At 70.4% G+C, this 16,590-nt stretch carries 15 protein-coding genes; 6 read left to right on the plus strand and 9 right to left on the minus strand.

The genetic code is table 11. The features are described 5' to 3' along the window. Window positions 1-106 precede the first annotated feature (106 nt). Window positions 107-1,132 (minus strand): hypothetical protein, encoded by a 1,026-nt coding sequence (locus F8A92_RS02835; protein WP_153503153.1) that lies wholly within the window; start codon window positions 1,130-1,132, stop codon window positions 107-109. A 153-nt stretch (window positions 1,133-1,285) separates the two neighbouring features. On the opposite strand from F8A92_RS02835, the gene F8A92_RS02840 reads away from it, so the two are divergent. Continuing rightward, window positions 1,286-1,927, plus strand: a complete 642-nt coding sequence (locus F8A92_RS02840; RefSeq protein WP_153503155.1) for a class I SAM-dependent DNA methyltransferase — start codon at window positions 1,286-1,288, stop codon at window positions 1,925-1,927. Between the two features lie 17 nt (window positions 1,928-1,944). On the opposite strand, the gene F8A92_RS02845 is transcribed toward F8A92_RS02840, so the two are convergent. Further along, a complete protein-coding gene (locus F8A92_RS02845) occupies window positions 1,945-2,769 on the minus strand; it encodes a class I SAM-dependent methyltransferase (RefSeq protein ID WP_153503157.1) in 825 nt (274 codons plus the stop codon). A 133-nt stretch (window positions 2,770-2,902) separates the two neighbouring features. Here F8A92_RS02845 and F8A92_RS02850 point away from each other — a divergent pair, with 133 nt between their 5' ends. Continuing rightward, window positions 2,903-3,643, plus strand: a complete 741-nt coding sequence (locus tag F8A92_RS02850) for a winged helix-turn-helix transcriptional regulator (RefSeq protein ID WP_228389147.1) — start codon at window positions 2,903-2,905, stop codon at window positions 3,641-3,643. Here the strand turns inward: F8A92_RS02850 and F8A92_RS02855 are convergent. Genes F8A92_RS02855 through valS form a run of 3 tightly spaced genes read right to left on the minus strand, consistent with a single transcriptional unit; the run spans window position 3,640 to window position 7,942 of the window. Next, complete coding sequence (locus tag F8A92_RS02855; RefSeq protein ID WP_153503159.1) at window positions 3,640-4,023, minus strand: DUF4233 domain-containing protein; 384 nt, start codon at window positions 4,021-4,023, stop codon at window positions 3,640-3,642. The two genes, F8A92_RS02850 and F8A92_RS02855, sit on opposite strands and share 4 nt — an antisense overlap. Then, window positions 4,020-5,402: a bifunctional folylpolyglutamate synthase/dihydrofolate synthase gene (locus F8A92_RS02860; RefSeq protein WP_153503161.1), complete on the minus strand. Its 1,383-nt coding sequence runs from the start codon at window positions 5,400-5,402 to the stop codon at window positions 4,020-4,022. The genes F8A92_RS02855 and F8A92_RS02860 overlap by 4 nt, the downstream gene beginning before the upstream one ends. Then, entirely contained in the window at window positions 5,399-7,942 is a 2,544-nt protein-coding gene (gene valS, locus F8A92_RS02865) for a valine--tRNA ligase (protein WP_153503163.1), read from the minus strand. The genes F8A92_RS02860 and valS overlap by 4 nt, the downstream gene beginning before the upstream one ends. A gap of 136 nt (window positions 7,943-8,078) precedes the next feature. Between valS and F8A92_RS02870 the strand changes: the two genes are divergently transcribed. After that, window positions 8,079-8,840, plus strand: coding sequence for a dihydrodipicolinate synthase family protein (locus tag F8A92_RS02870; protein WP_153503165.1), 762 nt, complete (start codon window positions 8,079-8,081; stop codon window positions 8,838-8,840). Here F8A92_RS02870 and clpX read toward each other — a convergent pair. The 4 genes from clpX to tig form a co-directional block, all read right to left on the minus strand. Beyond that, window positions 8,837-10,126, minus strand: coding sequence for an ATP-dependent Clp protease ATP-binding subunit ClpX (gene clpX, locus F8A92_RS02875; protein WP_153503167.1), 1,290 nt, complete (start codon window positions 10,124-10,126; stop codon window positions 8,837-8,839). The genes F8A92_RS02870 and clpX overlap by 4 nt on opposite strands. 240 nt (window positions 10,127-10,366) lie before the next feature. Next, on the minus strand, window positions 10,367-11,020 hold the full coding sequence (locus tag F8A92_RS02880) for an ATP-dependent Clp protease proteolytic subunit (protein ID WP_153503169.1): 654 nt from the start codon (window positions 11,018-11,020) through the stop codon (window positions 10,367-10,369). A 12-nt stretch (window positions 11,021-11,032) separates the two neighbouring features. Beyond that, the gene (locus F8A92_RS02885) at window positions 11,033-11,638 is read right to left on the minus strand and encodes an ATP-dependent Clp protease proteolytic subunit (protein ID WP_456064325.1); all 606 of its coding nucleotides are present in this window, start codon (window positions 11,636-11,638) and stop codon (window positions 11,033-11,035) included. Window positions 11,639-11,819: 181 nt separating this feature from the next. Further along, entirely contained in the window at window positions 11,820-13,268 is a 1,449-nt protein-coding gene (gene tig / locus F8A92_RS02890) for a trigger factor (RefSeq protein WP_153503171.1), read from the minus strand. 175 nt (window positions 13,269-13,443) lie between these two features. Here tig and F8A92_RS02895 point away from each other — a divergent pair, with 175 nt between their 5' ends. The 3 genes from F8A92_RS02895 to F8A92_RS02905 all read left to right on the plus strand — a co-directional run bounded on the left by F8A92_RS02895 (window position 13,444) and on the right by F8A92_RS02905 (window position 16,483). Beyond that, entirely contained in the window at window positions 13,444-14,181 is a 738-nt protein-coding gene (locus F8A92_RS02895) for a dienelactone hydrolase family protein (RefSeq protein ID WP_153503173.1), read from the plus strand. 212 nt (window positions 14,182-14,393) lie between these two features. After that, a complete protein-coding gene (locus F8A92_RS02900) occupies window positions 14,394-15,794 on the plus strand; it encodes a sensor histidine kinase (protein WP_228389158.1) in 1,401 nt (466 codons plus the stop codon). Further along, on the plus strand, window positions 15,791-16,483 hold the full coding sequence (locus F8A92_RS02905; RefSeq protein ID WP_153503176.1) for a response regulator transcription factor: 693 nt from the start codon (window positions 15,791-15,793) through the stop codon (window positions 16,481-16,483). The genes F8A92_RS02900 and F8A92_RS02905 overlap by 4 nt, the downstream gene beginning before the upstream one ends. Window positions 16,484-16,590: the final 107 nt, after the last annotated feature.

The raw sequence follows: 16,590 nt of genomic DNA on the forward strand, positions 1-16,590 counted from the left end.
CCCTGGAATGCAGATTCGGCCGCCGATCATCCTACGGGGCGGCCGGTCGGCGCCCGCAACGCATTTGCGGACGCCGACCGAGGCTGCTCGTTCCGTGCGCCGCCCGCTAGGCCTGCTTCGCGTAGGGAACGCGCTCCCAGCTGAGCACCTGCTCGGCGTTCGGCCTGTTGACGGTGACCTTCAGCCAGTCCTTGTTGTTCGACGAGCCGTCGACGGTGACCCGCTGCAGGTTCGTCGTCGAGCCCTGGACGCCGTAGAACGACAACCACGGCGACCCCGGGGCGAGCGGATTGTCGGAGTTGTAGACGTGCGAGTCACCGTTGAAGAGGTACACCTCGCCGTCGAAGCTGTTCGCCTGGTCGATGAGCTCCTGCACCAGGGGCTTGAACGCGGAGTCGTCGCCCCACGTCGCGTCGTACGTCGGGTCGAACATGTCCGCCTGCAGCATCAGCACGACGGCCCGGTCGTTGCGCTGGCGCGCCGAGTCGAACGTCGACCGGACCATCGCGAGGTTCGCGGCCATCCGCGACTGCTCCTCGGCCACCTGCTCCGGCGTCGGGCTGGTGTACCCGAGCTCCGTCCAGGGAAGCAGCCCGTCGTTCGAGCCGACCACGTGCAGGGTCGCGAAGGAGACGTTCTGCTGGCGCACGCTGACGTTCTCGGGGATACCGCGGTCGGCCTGCGAGGTGACCGCCATCGGCTTCTGGCCCAGCGTCACCCCCGGCGCGCTGAAGAACACCGACCGGTCGTAGGCCAGCCGTTCGAGGGGGTTGTACGTGCCGTTGCTCGTGCGGTGGCAGTCGGTCCACTCGTTGTCACCGGGGGTGTAGATGAGCGGGTTGGCGAACTGGTCGAAGTCCTGCTTGATGGTCGTGTAGTACGCGTCGTCGCAGCGGGTCGACCCGTTCTTGATGTCGCCGACGTGGAAGGTCATCGCGGGATCCGCGGCGTTGATCTCCTGGATCCACTCCGGGAACAATGCCAGCTGGGCGGCGCCGTACGGGACGTCGCCGATCACCGCGAACTGGTAGTGGCCGGGCTTGTCCTGTCCGGGGGCCGCGTGGGCAGCGGCGGGGGTGGCGGCGACGGCGAGCGCCGCGGCGCCGATGGCGAGAAGTCGGGAGGCACGCACGGGAGGTCCTTTCGGGAGTCCTAGGGGTGCCTAGAACCTCTCGTACCCGCGTGTCCAGCTACCCGGCGCGGCGATGAACAGTGCGCGAACGTCCGCCGAGAGCCGGGCGAAAGTCGCGGTCCGCCGGCTTGCGCCGGGCAATAGGCTGAGCGGGTGACGAGCGATCCGCACGTGCCGGCGACCTACGATCAGGTCGCCGGCGCCTACGCGGCCGAGTTCCCGGGCACCGAGCCGGAGGCGCTCATCGATCTCGCGGTGCTGGACCAGATGGTGTCGATGCTGCCGGCCTCCCCACGCGTGCTGGACGCCGGATGCGGCACCGGGCGGATCGCCCACTATCTCGCCCGTCGCGGCTGCGCCGTGCGCGGGATCGACGTGTCGCCGGGAATGCTGGCGATGTCCCGCCGCGATCACCCGGAGATCCCCGTGGCGGTCGGGTCGATCACCCAGCTGCCGATCCTCGGCGCGAGCGTCGAGGCGGTGGTGTTCTGGTACTCGATCATCCACCTGCCCGACCGGCTCCTGCCGCGGGTGTTCGCCGAGGCGGCGCGCGTCCTGGGGCCGGGCGGCCTGGTGGCGCTGGGCTTCCAGTCCGGCGACGAGGTGCGCGAGATCGGCGCGGGATTCCGCCGCCTCGGGCACGACGTGCACCTCGACCGCTACCACCGGGAGCTGTCCGTCGTTCTTGCGGTCGCCGCGGCGCACGGCCTGTTCCCGCTGGTGCAGGTGGTCCGCGAGCCCTTGCCCGGTGAGCGCGACCCGCAGGCGTTCGCCATCCTGAGCCGGCAGGCCTGACGGCGGCCGCGGGCCGGCTAGCAGCGCGTCGCGACGTACACCAGGTACTCCCAGAGCATGCTGCCGTCCGGCCGACGGTGGCGGGCGGCCAGGTCGTCGAGCGCGGCGTCCAGCGCGGCGGTCGCCTCGGGATCGTCGACGTTGCGCCGGTACGCCGCGATCGTCGGCCCGTAGTTGGCCTTGAAGTACTCGCGGAACGCCGAGGGCGCGCGACCGGCGAACGTGTGCACCGGGAGGTCGCGGCGCTCGGCGCGGACGTCGGTCACGGCGTCCCCGAGCAGCGCGGTGACGTGCTCGGCGCGCCCCCACAGGACCGGCGGGGTGCTTCCGGGCGGCGGCGGCGCCGCGTACGGCTTCATCGCCGCGAACATCTGCCCGACGAACCCGTCCGGGGTCCACGACGCCACACCGATGGTGCCGCCCGGGCGGCACACCCGGAGCAGCTCCGCGGCTGCCCGTTCGTGGTGCGGCGCGAACATGACGCCGATCGCCGACAGGACGGCGTCGTAGGAGCCGTCGTCGAACGGCAGGTCCTCGGCGTCCGCGACCGCCCACTCGACCCGGTCGGCACCGGCCGCCCGCCCGGCGTCCAGCAGCCGTGGGGTGAGGTCGGACGCGGTAGCGTGCGCGCCGCGGGCCGCCGCCTCGACCGCGACGTTGCCGGTGCCCGAGGCGACGTCGAGGACCCGGTGGCCGCGCGCCACCCGAGCCGCGTCGACGAGCACCGGCGCGAGCGGCGTGGTGATGTCGGCGGCGACGGCCGGATAGTCCCCGAGCGCCCACATCGCCGCGTGCGCGGCCTTCAGTGCGGCGTCGTCCGTCGCGGTGCTGTTCGTGCTCATGGCTTGCTCCCCTCTCGGGCGGCCGCCCCCTGCAGCCGCTCACGGGTCGAGCGTGCGCCGCGCGCCGCTGCCCGACCAGTGCAAAATCTGTACCTCGTCGCGAGTCTGGACAGCATCGCGGCCGGGGTGCTCAATGGACGAAACGCACGAGGGGGACGCGATGGCCGGATACGGGCAGTTCTGCCCCGTCGCGAAGGCGATGGAGCTGCTGGACGAGCGATGGACGCTCCTTGTCATCCGCGAGATGCTGATGGGCAGCCGGCACTTCAACGAGATCCGCCGTGGTGTGCCGAAGATGTCCCCGGCCCTCCTGACCAAGCGGCTGCGGCGCCTGGAGCGGGCCGGCCTGGTCAGCCGGGGGCAGGTCGGGCGACGCACGACGTACGACCTGACGGCGCCCGGGCGCGAGCTGTACGACGTCGTCAACCGGCTCGGGCTGTGGGGGCTGCGCTGGATCTCCGATCTGGGCGACGACGACCTGGACCCGCACCTGCTGATGTGGGACATGCGGCGCACGCTGCCGGTGCAGCGCTGGCCCAGCAGCCGCACGACGCTGTCGGTGACGTTCTCGGACGTCGATCCGCAGGCTCGGCACTGGTGGATCGTGGTCGCCGACGGCGAGGCGGACGTGTGCGACGTCGACCCCGGCTACGAGGTGCTGGCCGCCATCGAGACCGACCTGCGCACGATGACGCGGATCTGGCGGGGCGACGAGTCGTGGAGCAACGCGCTGCGGACCGGGGCGGTCAGGACGTCGGGGCCGCGCACCACCCGCCGCGACCTGCCGCGGTGGCTCGGGGAGTCGACGCTGGCCCAGCAGGCCCGCGGCGCCGCCGCGCCGGCGCGGGAGCCGGCCGCCGCGCCCGCGACCTAGGCGTCGGGGCGCGCGAGCAGCTGCTTGTGCAGGCGACCGGCGTACCACCACATCGCGGCGAACGCGAGCCCGAGCGGCCACATCGCCCACACCCAGAACCCCATCAGGACGACGGCCGCCTGCAGCACCCAGCCGGCGGCGACCGCCCACGGCTTCTTGATGAAGGCGCACAGCGCGATGAGCGCGGCGACGATCACGATGATCGCGGTGAGGCGGAAGCCGGTGAGCCCGACCCCGAACTGGCGGATCGTCGCCGGCACCATCAGCACGACGATCGCCTCGAGGATCAGCAGCGCCGAGTAGATCCCGCGCATCGACCTGGCCAGCTTGTCCTTGTCGACCGGCGGCAGCCCCCGCCGCTCGGCGTCCGGCTCCGTCACGACTTCTCCCACGGCTTCTTCCGATCCGGGTTGAACAGCTTGCGCGCGTCGCCGGCGGTGTAGACCGAGCCGGTGACGAGCACACCGACCCCGGCGAAGTGCTCGCCCTCCTCGGCGATGGTCACCGCGGTGTTGATCGCCTCGGGCAGATCCGGCTCGACGACCACCCGGTCGGCGCCGAAGTACTCGACCGCGATCCGGGCGGTGCCGTCGATGTCGTCGGACCTGCTGGAGTTGTTGCGGGTGATGACGACCTCGTCGAGCACCGGCTCGAGCAGCTCGAGCATGCCGGCGATGTCCTTGTCGGACGCCGCCGCGAAGACCCCGATGAGCCGGGAGAAGTCGAACGACTCCTGCAGGGTGCGCACGGTCGCCCGCATGCCGGCCGGGTTGTGGGTCGCGTCGACGAGCGTGGTCGGCGAGGTCCGCACGACCTCCAGCCGGCCGGGCGAGGTCATCTCGAAGAACGCCTCACGCACGACGTCCTCGCTCATCACCTGCGTCGACTCGGTACCGAAGAAGGCCTCGACGGCGGCGAGCGCACACGCGGCGTTGGACGCCTGGTGCTCGCCCCACAGGTGCAGCAGCAGCTCGTCGTACCGGGCGTCGAGCCCCTGCACCGACAGCATCTGGCCGCCGACCGCGACCTGCCGGTCGACCACCCCGAACTCGACGCCCTCGCGGGCGGCGACGGCGCCGACCTCGGCGCAGCGGGCGAGCAGCACCTCGGCCGCCTCCTGCTCCTGCGCGGCCAGGATCGCGGTCGCGCCCGGCTTGATGATGCCGGCCTTCTCACCGGCGATTTGCGCGATCGTGTCGCCCAGGTACTTGGCGTGCTCGATGCCGATCGGCGTGATGACGGCGATGCGGCCGTCCGCGACGTTGGTGGCGTCCCAGGTGCCTCCCATGCCGACCTCGACGATCGCCACGTCGACCGGCGCGTCGGCGAAGGCGGCGTACGCCATCGCCGTCATCGTCTCGAAGTAGGAGACCGGGACGTGCTGCGCGTCCTCGGGGACGCCGAAGCCGTCGTCCACCATCTTCAGGTACGGCTCGATCTCGGCGAAGGTCGCGACGTACCGCTCCTCGGTGATCGGCTCGCCGTTGAGGCAGATCCGCTCGCGGGAGGACTCCAGGTGCGGGCTGGTGAACCGCCCGGTCCGCAGGCCGAGCGCCCGGAACAGCTCGTCGACCATCCGGGCGGTGGAGGACTTCCCGTTGGTGCCGGTGATGTGGACGACGGGATAGCGGGACTGCGGGTCGTCCATCAGCTGCATCAACGCCTGCATGCGCACCAGCGACGGCTCGATGCGGGTCTCGGGCCAGCGGGCCTGGAGCAGCCGCTCGACCTCCTCGGCCGTCGCCTCGGGCCCGGTCATCCGGTCACGATCTCGAACACCGGTTCGCTGCCGGCACCCACCTCGATGGTCGCCGCGCGGGCCGCACCCCGCAGGTCGTCCTCGACCAGCGACAGCGTGTCGGCGTTGGGCGCGGTGACCCGCACGGTGGCGATCTCCGCGAACCCCTTCACCCCCGCCTCGGACTTGGCCTTGCGGATCGCCGCGATGGCGGCGATCGCCGCATCCAGGACGGCCGCGTCGGCGCTGTCGTGGCGCAGCTCGGCCGAGGTCGGCCACGACTGGCGGTGGATCGACCCCTCCTGCCACCATGACCAGACCTCCTCGGTCACGAACGGCAGGATCGGCGCGAACAGCCGCAGCAGCACCGACAGCGCGCGGGACAGCGCCGAGCGCGCCGACGCGGCGCCCGGCCCGTCGCCGTAGGCGCGGAACTTCACCAGCTCGACGTAGTTGTCACAGAACGACCAGAAGAACGCCTCGGTCCGCTCCAGCGCGACCGCGTAGTTGTACTGCTCGAACGCCTTCGTCGCGGCGTCCACCACGTCGGCCAGCGAGGCGAGCATCGCCCGGTCGAGGGGCTCGGTGACGGGGCTGGAGGCGTCGGCCGCGGAGGCACCGGTGCCGAGCGCGAACTTGGAGGCGTTCAGGATCTTCGTCGCCAGCCGCCGACCGACCTTCATCTGCGCCTCGTCGAAGGCGGTGTCGGTGCCCGGGCGCCCCGAGGCCGCCCAGTAGCGCACGGCGTCCGAGCCGTACTGCTCCAGCAGCCCGATCGGCGTGACGACGTTGCCCTTGGACTTCGACATCTTCTTGCGGTCCGGGTCCAGGATCCAGCCGGACAGCGCGGCGGTGCGCCACGGCGTCCGGCCGAACTCGAGCTGCGATCGGACGACGGTCGAGAACAGCCAGGTGCGGATGATGTCGTGGCCCTGGGGGCGCACGTCCATCGGGAACACCCGCGAGAACAGGTCGTCGTCGGTGCCCCACTTGCCGGCGATCTGCGGCGTGAGGGAGGACGTCGCCCAGGTGTCCATGACGTCGGGCTCGCCCATGAAGCCGCCCGGCTCGCCGCGCTGGGACTCCTCGAACCCCGGCGGCACGTCGCTGGAGGGGTCCATCGGGAGCGCCGCGTCGTCGGGGACGATCGGGTTGTCGTAGTCGGGCTCGCCGTGCTCGTCGAGCCGGTACCACAGCGGGATCGGGATGCCGAAGAACCGCTGGCGCGACACCAGCCAGTCGCCGGCCAGCCCCTCGACCCAGTTCTCGTAGCGGTGCCGCATGTGCTCGGGCACCCACCGCAGGTCGCGGCCGCGCTCGATCATCGTCGCGCGGACGTCGGCGTCCCGGCCTCCGTTGCGGATGTACCACTGGCGCGTCGAGACGATCTCCAGCGGCCGGTCGCCGCGCTCGTAGAACTTGACCTGCTGGGTGGTCGGTCGCGGCACGCCCTCGATCGCGCCGGCCTCGGTGAGCATCGCGACGACGGCCTGCTTCGCCGAGTGCGGCGTCATGCCGGCCAGCTCGGCGTACTTCGCGCGGCCGGACTCGGAGGTGATCGCCTCGGGCGCCTCGGCCAGCATCCGGCCGTCGCGGCCGATGACGGCCCGCGCCGGCAGCTGCAGCTCGCGCCACCAGGTGACGTCGGTGGTGTCGCCCCACGTGCAGATCATCGCGATGCCGGAGCCCTTCTCGGGGTCGGCGAGCTCGTGCGCGACGACGGGCACCTCGACGCCGAAGACCGGCGTGGTCACCGTCCGGCCGAACAGGTCGGCGTACCGCTCGTCCTCGGGATGCGCGACGAGCGCCACGCACGCCGGGAGCAGCTCGGGGCGGGTGGTCTCGATGAACACCTTCTCGCCGTCGTCCTTGGCGAAACCGACCCGGAAGTAGTTGCCCTGGCGCTCGCGGTCCTCCAGCTCGGCCTGCGCTACCGCGGTGCGGAAGGTGACGTCCCACAGCGTGGGAGCCTCCTGGTTGTAGGCCTCGCCACGGGCGAGGTTGCACAGGAAGGCCCGCTGCGACGTCGCCCGGGAGTCGCCGTCGATGGTGCGGTACTGCAGGCTCCAGTCCACCGACGCACCGAGCGTGCGGAACACGTGCTCGAACGCCTTCTCGTCCTCGACGGTGAGCACCTCGCACAGCTCCAGGAAGTTGCGGCGCGAGACCGGCACCTCCTGCTTGCCGGGCTTGGCCGGCGGCGTGAACTCCGGGTCGTAGGGCACCGTGGTGTCGCCGCGGACGCCGTAGAAGTTCTGCACCCGCTTCTCCGAGGGCAGCCCGTTGTCGTCCCACCCGATCGGGTAGAAGACCGCCTTGCCGCGCATCCGCCAGAACCGCGCGATGGTGTCGGTGTGGGTGTAGGAGAACACGTGCCCGATGTGCAGGGCGCCGGACGCCGTCGGCGGCGGGGTGTCGATCGAGAAGACGTTCTCGCGCGGCTGGGTGCGGTCGAACGCGTAGGTCTGCTCGGCGTCCCATCGGGCTACCAGCTTGGCCTCGACACCGTCGAGGGTGGGCTTTTCGGGCAGCGCGGACGGAACGGACGAAGCGGCAGTCATGGCGACCATTCTATTCGGGCCGCCCGTCGCCGATGCCGGGCAGGCGGAGCGGTGCGTCACTCCCATCGCCGCCGCCGCTCAGGGGCCGGATCCCGGGGTGCCGAAGCCGTCCTCAGGAACGTGAGAGCATGTCCGCATGACTGACATCTTCACCGGCGTTGGAGCCGCGCTCATCACCCTGTTCACCGACACCGGAGAGGTGGACGTCGATGCGACGACCGCGCACGCGGCGCGCCTGGTCGACGAGGGCATCACCGCGGTGGTGGTCGGCGGCTCGACCGGCGAGGCGGCGGCGCTGACCTCCGGCGAGCGGGCCGACCTCGTCCGGTCGATCAAGTCGGCGGTGTCCGTCCCGGTGATCTCCGGGACCGGCGCCGCGAGCGGGCCGCAGGCAGCCGCCCAGACCCGCGACAGCGTCGCGGCCGGGGCGGACGCCGTCCTCGTGCTGTCGCCGCACCGCGTGGCGAACCCGAAGGCCTACTACGACACGGTCGCCAAGGAGCTGAACGGTGTCCCGATGCTGGCCTACCACTTCCCGCTGATGACCCAGCCGGGTCTGCCGCTGGAGAAGCTCCGCGAGCTGCCGATCGTCGGGGTGAAGGACTCCTCCGGCGACGTGCGCCGGCTGCTGGCCACGATGGACGCCTTCGATGGCGCGATCTACTCCGGGTCGGCGCCGCTGACGCTGTACTGCAGCACGCTCGGCCTGCCGGGGATGATCCTGGGCATCGCGAACGCGGCGCCCGCCGACGCGGCCGCCGCCTGGGGCGGCGACGTGGCGGCCCAGCGGCGGATCGCCGCGCTGGACACGCAGGCGATGGGCGAGTTCCCGGCCGGCATCAAGGCGGTCACCGCGCAGGCCTTCGGCACCAGCACGGTCGCTCGTCTCGGCTTCTAGGCGGACTTGGCGTCCGGGTCGTCCTTGGCCTTCGAGGACTTCTTCTTGCGCCCGACGATCGTCGGGTAGACCTGCGACTCGACGGTGTCCTTGGTGATGATGACCTTCTCGACGTTGTCATCGCCCGGAATGTCGTACATGACCCCCATGAGGACCTCCTCGAGGATCGACCGGAGGCCGCGGGCGCCCGTGCCCCGCTTGATGGCCTGGTCGGCGATCGCCTCGAGCGCCTCGGTCTCGAACTCCAGCTCGACGCCGTCGAGCTCGAACAGCCGGCGGTACTGCCGCACGAGGGCGTTCTTGGGCTCGGTGAGGATGTTGACCAGTGCGTCGCGGTCGAGCGCGGTCACCGACGCGGTGACCGGGACGCGCCCGATGAACTCGGGGATCATGCCGAACTTGACGAGGTCCTCGGTCATCACCTGACCGAACACGTCGGTGGTATCGATGTCGGTCTTGGAGCGGATCTCCGCGCCGAAGCCCATGCCCTTCTTGCCGACGCGGTCCTGGATGATCTTCTCCAGGCCCGCGAACGCGCCGCCGACGATGAACAGCACGTTCGTCGTGTCGATCTGGATGAACTCCTGGTGCGGGTGCTTGCGACCGCCCTGCGGCGGCACGGCCGCGGTGGTGCCCTCCAGGATCTTCAGCAGCGCCTGCTGCACGCCCTCACCGCTGACGTCGCGGGTGATGGACGGGTTCTCGCTCTTGCGGGCCACCTTGTCGATCTCGTCGATGTAGACGATGCCGGTCTCGGCGCGCTTGGTGTCGTAGTCGGCGGCCTGGATCAGCTTCAGCAGGATGTTCTCGACGTCCTCGCCCACGTAGCCGGCCTCGGTCAGCGCGGTGGCGTCGGCGATCGCGAACGGGACGTTGAGCATCCGGGCGAGCGTCTGCGCGAGGTGGGTCTTGCCGCAGCCGGTGGGGCCGATCATCAGGATGTTGGACTTCTGCAGCTCGACGCCGTCGTCCTTGGCCTTGTCGGCGCCGCTGGCCTGCACGCGCTTGTAGTGGTTGTAGACCGCGACCGCGAGCGAGCGCTTGGCCTTGTCCTGGCCGACGACGTACTCGTTGAGGAACGAGAAGATCTCGGCGGGCTTGGGAAGCTCGTCCAGCTTGACGTCACTGGTCTCGGCGAGCTCCTCCTCGATGATCTCGTTGCACAGGTCGATGCACTCATCGCAGATGTAGACCCCAGGGCCAGCGATGAGCTTCTTCACCTGCTTCTGCGACTTGCCGCAGAACGAGCACTTGAGCAGATCTGCGCCTTCACCGACACGTGCCACGCCTTACCTCTTCCCTACTGCTGGGCGACCCCAACGACGCATATCTGACGGTACCTGGTGCGGCCGACAAGCACTCGTCATTGGGCTGGGCGATTCCCCACTAGTTGCCCCGAACCCCCGGTCGTGCGGCACATCAGCCACAGCCCCACCAGCCGTCACGGACGACCGGGCGCCGGCGAACGCGACGGTGCCGGGAGGCAGCCCGCGCTGCGTCCCGGCACCGGTGTGTACGCCGTGCGGCTACTCCCAGGACGCGCCCGAGGACTTGCGGTACGGCATCACCGTGTCGATCAGGCCGTACTCCTTGGCCTCGGCGGCCGAGAAGATCTTGTCGCGCTCGATGTCCTTCTGGACCTGCTCGATGGACTGCCCGGTGTGCCGCGCGAGCAGCGTCTCCAGCAGCGCGCGCATCCGGATGATCTCGTTGGCCTGGATCTCCAGGTCGGAGACGTACCCCTCGCCACCGCCGGACGGCTGGTGGATCAGGATCCGCGAGTTCGGCGTCGCCGCGCGCTTGCCCGGCGTGCCGGCGGCCGCGAGGACGGCGGCGGCCGACGCGGCCTGCCCGAGCACCACGGTCGCGACGTCGCAGTGCACGAACTGCATCGTGTCGTAGATGGCCGTCAGCGCGGTGAACGAGCCACCGGGCGAGTTGATGTACATCGTGATGTCACGGTCGGGGTCGTCGGACTCCAGCGTCAGCAGCTGCGCCATGACGTCGTTGGCCGAGGCGTCGTCGACCTGCACGCCGAGGAAGATGATGCGCTCCTCGAAGAGCTTGTTGTACGGGTTGGACTCCTTCACGCCGTACGACGTGCGCTCCACGAACGACGGGAGCACGTAGCGGCTCTCGGGCAGCTGGATGCGGGACTGACCGCTGAGGTTGTGGTTCATGATCGGTGCTCCTTAGCGGCGTCCGCCCGAGGGAAGGTCCTCGGCGCGGGTGATGATGTGGTCGACGAAGCCGTAGTCCTTGGCCTCCTGCGCGGTGAACCAGCGGTCGCGCTCCGAGTCCTCCTGGACCTGCTCGATGGTCTGCCCGGTCTGCTCGGCGATCAGCTCGGCCATCTCGCGCTTGGTGCGCTTGAACAGATCGGCCTGGATCTTGATGTCGGACGCCGTACCCTGCACACCGGCCGAGGGCTGGTGCATCATGATGCGCGCGTGCGGGAGCGCGTAGCGCTTGCCCTTCGCGCCCGCCGACAGCAGGAACTGGCCCATCGAGGCCGACAGCCCCATGGAGTAGGTGGCGACGTCGCACTCGATGAACTGCATCGTGTCGTAGATCGCCATGCCGGCGGTGACCGAGCCGCCCGGGGAGTTGATGTAGAGGTGGATGTCGCGCTCGGGGTCCTCGGCGGCGAGCAGCAGCATCTGGGCCGCCAGCATGTTCGCGTTCTCGTCCATGACGGCGGAGCCCAGGAAGATGATGCGCTCGCGCAGCAGTCGGTCGTAGACCGAGTCAGAGAGGTTCATGCCGGCGCCGCCGGCCATCATCGGGCTTGAATTCACGTCAGTGCCTACCTTCTCGTGCCTGCGCATCAGGCGGTATGTCATTTCGGCTTGCACGACACTAACGCGCGCCCACCGGCAAACAGTCCCGAGATCCGGCTCGTTCGCTGTCAGCGCACGACCGGGCGGGGAATGCGAAGAGCCCCGGGCGTGGCCCGGGGCTCTTCACGTCGCTGCGGGGCTACGCGCGCGCCTCGTCGGTGCTCGCGGCGTCCTCACCGGCGGTGTCCTCCGCGGCGGTCGCGTCGGCGTCCTCGCCCTCGGCTTCCGCGGCGTCGTCACCCACCGTCATGGTCTGCCCCATCGAGGCGATGGCCTCGGCACGGATCGCCTCGAGGTCCAGCGCGGCACCGGAGGAGTCCTTGACGGTCGCCTTGGACAGCACCTGGTCGAGCGCCTTGTTCCGGCGGACGTCGGCGACGAGCGCCCCGACCTGGCCGGCCTTGGCGATCTCGTCGGCGAACTGCTGCGGCGCCATGCCGTATCGACCGGCCTGCTGGATGATGTACTGCGTCATCTCCGCGTCGTCGACGTCGATCCCCTCGTCGTCGACGATCTGGTCGAGAACGAGCTGGGCGCGCAGGCTCTTGGCGGCGTTCTCCTCGATCTCCTTGTCGAACTCCTCGCGGGTCTTGCCCTCGGACTCGATCCAGGCGTTGAGCTGGTCCTCGTCGTGATCGAAGGAGTGCACGGCGTCGTGCCGGCGGGCCTCGAGCTCGGTCTTCAGCGCACCCTCGGGCAGCTCGAAGTCCACCTTCTCGACGATGGCCTCCATGACCGCGTCGCGGGCCAGCGCGATCCGGCTGAACGACTTGGCACGCTCCAGGCGCTCGCGCAGGTCGGCCTTCAACTCGTCCAGGGTGTCGAACTCGGAGGCCATCGACGCGAAGTCGTCGTCGAGCTCGGGGAGCTCCTTCTCCTTGACCGACTTGACCGTCACGGTGATCTCGGCGTCCCGGCCGGCGTGCTCACCGGCGACCAGCGCGGACGTGAACGACTTCTCCTCGTCGGCGGTCATGCCGACCAGCTGCTCGTCGATGCCGGGCACGAGCTGACCGGTGCCGACCTCGTACGACAGACCGCTGGCCGAGCCGCCCTCGACCTCCTCGCCGTCGACGGTCGCGCGCAGGTCGAGGGAGACGAAGTCGCCGTCCCCGACGGCGCGGTCGACGCCCTTGAGCGTCGAGAAGCGGTCACGCAGGCCGGAGATCTGCTGGTCGATCTCCTCGTCGGTGACCTCGGGATCCTCGACGGTCGCCTCGACCGACGCGAGGTCCGGCACGGTGATCTCCGGCCGGATGTCGGTCTCGGCGGTGAACTTGAACTCGGTGTCGGAGATGTCGTTGACCTCGATCTCCGGCTGGCCGATGACCTTCAGGCCGTTCTCCTGACAAGCCTCGGCGTACGCCTCCGGAAGGGCCTCGTTGACGACGTCCTGCAGGACGGCGCCGCGCCCGACCCGAGCCTCGAGGATCTTCGCCGGAACCTTGCCGGGGCGGAAGCCCGGGACGCGCACCTGCTGGCCGATCCGCTTGTATGCCGCGTCGAACTTGTCCTTCAGCTCATCGAACGGCACCTCGACGGCCAGCTTGACCCGAGTGGCACTCAGGTTCTCGACGATGCTCTTCACAGATTCTCCTCGCGGTTGTGCTTGGGTCGTGGTGCTCGCTAGGTTTCGCCTAGCGCACCGGAATGCTTGACGGGGCCGCCTGCCCGGGTGTGCCCCCGGGTGGCCCAGCGGTCCAGTCTAGGTCGTGGGCACGCCCACGTGGCAAGGCAGGTGCTAAACGAGAGGACGCCGACCCATGTGCTTCGCACCAGACGCCGTACCACCACCGCTGCCCAGCGGACGCTCCCCCATCCCCGGGGAGGACATCACCCTCACCTCGGCCGACGGCGCGCGGGTGCTCGCCTATCGCGCGCGCCCCGCCGAGCCCAACGGCCGGGCGGTCATCGTGCTGCCCGACGTGCGTGGCCTGTTCCCGTTCTACAAGAACCTCGCCGGGGCGTTCGCCGCCGAGGGGTTCGACGCGATCGCCATCGACTACTTCGCGCGGACCACCGACGACGCCAACCGCACCGGCGACTTCGACCCGTGGCCGCACGTGCGGGCGACCGTCCCGGCGACGGTGCGTGAGGACATCGCGGCCGCGAAGGACGCGCTGGGCGCCCAGCCGACCTACGCGGTCGGGTTCTGCTTCGGCGGCGCCCACGCCTTCTGCCTGGCCGCGAGCGACCTGCACTTCGCGGGCGTGGTGGGCTTCTACGGCAAGCCGTACAACGAGTCGGCCTCCGACATGAGCGCCATCGAGATGACCGACCGGATGAACGCGCCGGTCCTAGGACTGTTCGGCGGCGGCGACAGCAGCATCCCGCGGGACATCGTCGACGCGTTCGACGCCGAGCTGTCGGCCTCGAACGTCGAGCACGAGCTGCACACCTATCCCGGTGCGCCTCACTCGTTCTTCGACCGCTCGTCGGCGGAGTGGGACGACGCGTGCCGCGACGCGTGGGAGCGCACGCTGTCCTTCATGGGCCGGTAGGAGCCGGTCTCGAAGCGCCGCAGGATCAGATCGGCCGCGACCGTCACGACGGCGCCGATCAGCAGGACGACGATGATCCACTCCGCCCACTGCCCCACTCGCATGCCCGTCACCTCCGACCGGACGAGCATCCTGCGCCGGGCTGAGCAGGTGTTGAGAAGCCCGGCGCGTGCGCACCACGCCCGTCGACGGGATGAGACGCTGGGCGGGTGATGCGGCGACAGGCGACCTGGGGCGTGCGGCGGCGCGCGGTCGTCTCCGCGCTCGTCATCACCACGCTCGCCCTCGGCGTCGGCGGCGCCCTGCTGATGTGGATCCTGCAGACCCGGCTGCAGAGCGGCATCGGCAGTGACGTCATCACGTTGTCGCGCGACCTCGCGGCGTCGTACACCGACACCACCGAGGTCGGACCGCCGGAGGCCCGGCCGGTGCGCTCGCACGCCCTAGTCATCCAGATCCTCGACGCGCAGGGCACCGTGCTGTCCTCGACCGCGCCGGCGTACGACGACGTCCCCCTCGACGGCCCGCACAACGACAACACCGCGCACCGGGGCACCGCGGACGGCGAGAGCACCGAGCTGCTCGTCGCCAGCCGCACGTTCCAGCGCGCCGGCACCACCTACTCCGTGGTGGTGGCATCCTCCACGGAGGGCGTCGAGGAGACGATCCGGACGGTCGCGATCCTGCTGGTCGCGACGCTCCCCGTCCTCCTCGGGGCGGTCGCCGTCGGCACGTGGGTCCTGGTCGGCCGGTCGCTGCGCTCGGTCGGGGACATCACCACGACGGTGCGCCGGATCCGCCGCGGCCAGCTGGCCGAACGCGTCGCCGTGCCGTCGACGAACGACGAGATCGCACTGCTGGCGACCACCATGAACGACATGCTGGCGCGGATCGAGGAGGCCGACGAGACGCAGCGGCGGTTCGTCTCCGACGCGAGCCACGACCTGCGGACGCCGATCGCGTCCATCTCCGCCGCCGTCGAGGTCGCGGCCTCCGAGGGCACGTTGCAGAGCTGGGAGGACATGGCCCCGGTGATCGGGCACGAGGCGGCGCGCATGCAGCACCTCGTCGACGGGCTGCTGACCCTCGCCCGCGCCGACGACCAGCGCCTCGAGCTGCGCCGTGTCCCGGTGGACCTCGACGACCTGCTGAGCTCGGAGGCCGCGTCGCTGCGCGCGCGCACCGAGCTCGACGTGACGTTGCGGCTGCACCCCGTCCAGGTCGTCTGCGACCCCCGGCGGACCGCGCAGATCGTGGAGAACCTGCTGCAGAACGCCGAGCGGTACGCCGTCCGCCGCATCGAGCTGCGGTGCGCGCCGGACGGCGACGAAGGACGCATCGAGATCTGCAACGACGGGCCCCCGGTCCCGCCGGAGGATCGCGAGCGGATCTTCGACCGGTTCGTGCGGCTGGACTCCAGCCGCACCCAGGCGACCCAGCAGAGCTCGGGCCTGGGCCTGTCGATCGCCCGCGAGCTCACCGAGGCGCAGGGCGGACGGCTGTACACCGACGTCGACGAAGGCGGATTATGCAGGTTCGTCGTCCTGCTGCCGGCTCAGCCCGGTCTCAGCGGTACCGACGACGATGACCTCGACGAAGGGGACGACCGATGAGAATCTTGCTCGTTGAGGACGAGAAGCCGCTCGCCGAGAGCATCAAGCGGGGGCTGGCCTCGCACGGCATCGTCGTGCAGATCGAGCATGACGGGCAGTCCGGGCTCTGGGCCGCGCGCGAAGGCGGCTTCGACGCGATCGTGCTCGACATCATGCTTCCGCGCCTCAACGGCTACAACGTCCTGCGCACCCTCCGCCAGGAGGAGAACTGGACGCCGGTGCTCATGCTGACGGCCAAGGACGGCGTCTACGACCAGACCGACGCGTTCGAGCTCGGCGCCGACGACTACCTGACCAAGCCGTTCAGCCTGGTGCTGCTGGCCGCCCGGCTGCGCGCGCTGTCGCGCCGCGGCCGCACGACGGCCCCGACGGCGCTGGAGTGCGGCACCCTCTCGCTGGATCCGCAGAAGCGGATCGTCAGCCGGGGCGGCGCCGACATCGTGCTCACGGCCCGCGAGTTCAGCCTGCTGGAGTACCTGATCCGCAACCAGGGCCAGGTGCGCAGCAAGCACGAGATCCTGCAGAACGTGTGGGACGCCGCGTACGAGGGCCCGGAGAACGTCGTCGAGGTGTACGTGGGCTACCTGCGCAAGAAGATCGACGTGCCGTTCGGCCTGAAGACGCTGCAGACGGTGCGCGGCATGGGCTACCGGCTGCTGGCCGACCGGGACGCCGCCGTCCTGCGCTGAGGCTTGCGACGTCCGCTCCATAGCGCAACCGGCGGACGCCTCCGGCTGCCCGACGACGATCGCCGGGCCGGGCTGTGCACATCGCCGCCGACCTGTGGACAACCGGC

The organism is Cumulibacter manganitolerans (assembly GCF_009602465.1).
GTDB classification, from domain to species: Bacteria; Actinomycetota; Actinomycetes; order Mycobacteriales; family Antricoccaceae; genus Cumulibacter; species Cumulibacter manganitolerans.

Coding starts and splice junctions, on each gene's coding strand:
- F8A92_RS02900 (WP_228389158.1), top strand. CDS start 14,394: ATGCGGCGACAGGCGACCTGGGGCGTGCGGCGGCGCGCGGTCGTCTCC.
- F8A92_RS02895 (WP_153503173.1), top strand. CDS start 13,444: ATGTGCTTCGCACCAGACGCCGTACCACCACCGCTGCCCAGCGGACGC.
- F8A92_RS02860 (WP_153503161.1), bottom strand. CDS start 5,402: ATGACCGGGCCCGAGGCGACGGCCGAGGAGGTCGAGCGGCTGCTCCAG.
- F8A92_RS02845 (WP_153503157.1), bottom strand. CDS start 2,769: ATGAGCACGAACAGCACCGCGACGGACGACGCCGCACTGAAGGCCGCG.
- F8A92_RS02850 (WP_228389147.1), top strand. CDS start 2,903: ATGGACGAAACGCACGAGGGGGACGCGATGGCCGGATACGGGCAGTTC.
- F8A92_RS02880 (WP_153503169.1), bottom strand. CDS start 11,020: ATGAACCACAACCTCAGCGGTCAGTCCCGCATCCAGCTGCCCGAGAGC.
- F8A92_RS02905 (WP_153503176.1), top strand. CDS start 15,791: ATGAGAATCTTGCTCGTTGAGGACGAGAAGCCGCTCGCCGAGAGCATC.
- F8A92_RS02870 (WP_153503165.1), top strand. CDS start 8,079: ATGACTGACATCTTCACCGGCGTTGGAGCCGCGCTCATCACCCTGTTC.
- valS (WP_153503163.1), bottom strand. CDS start 7,942: ATGACTGCCGCTTCGTCCGTTCCGTCCGCGCTGCCCGAAAAGCCCACC.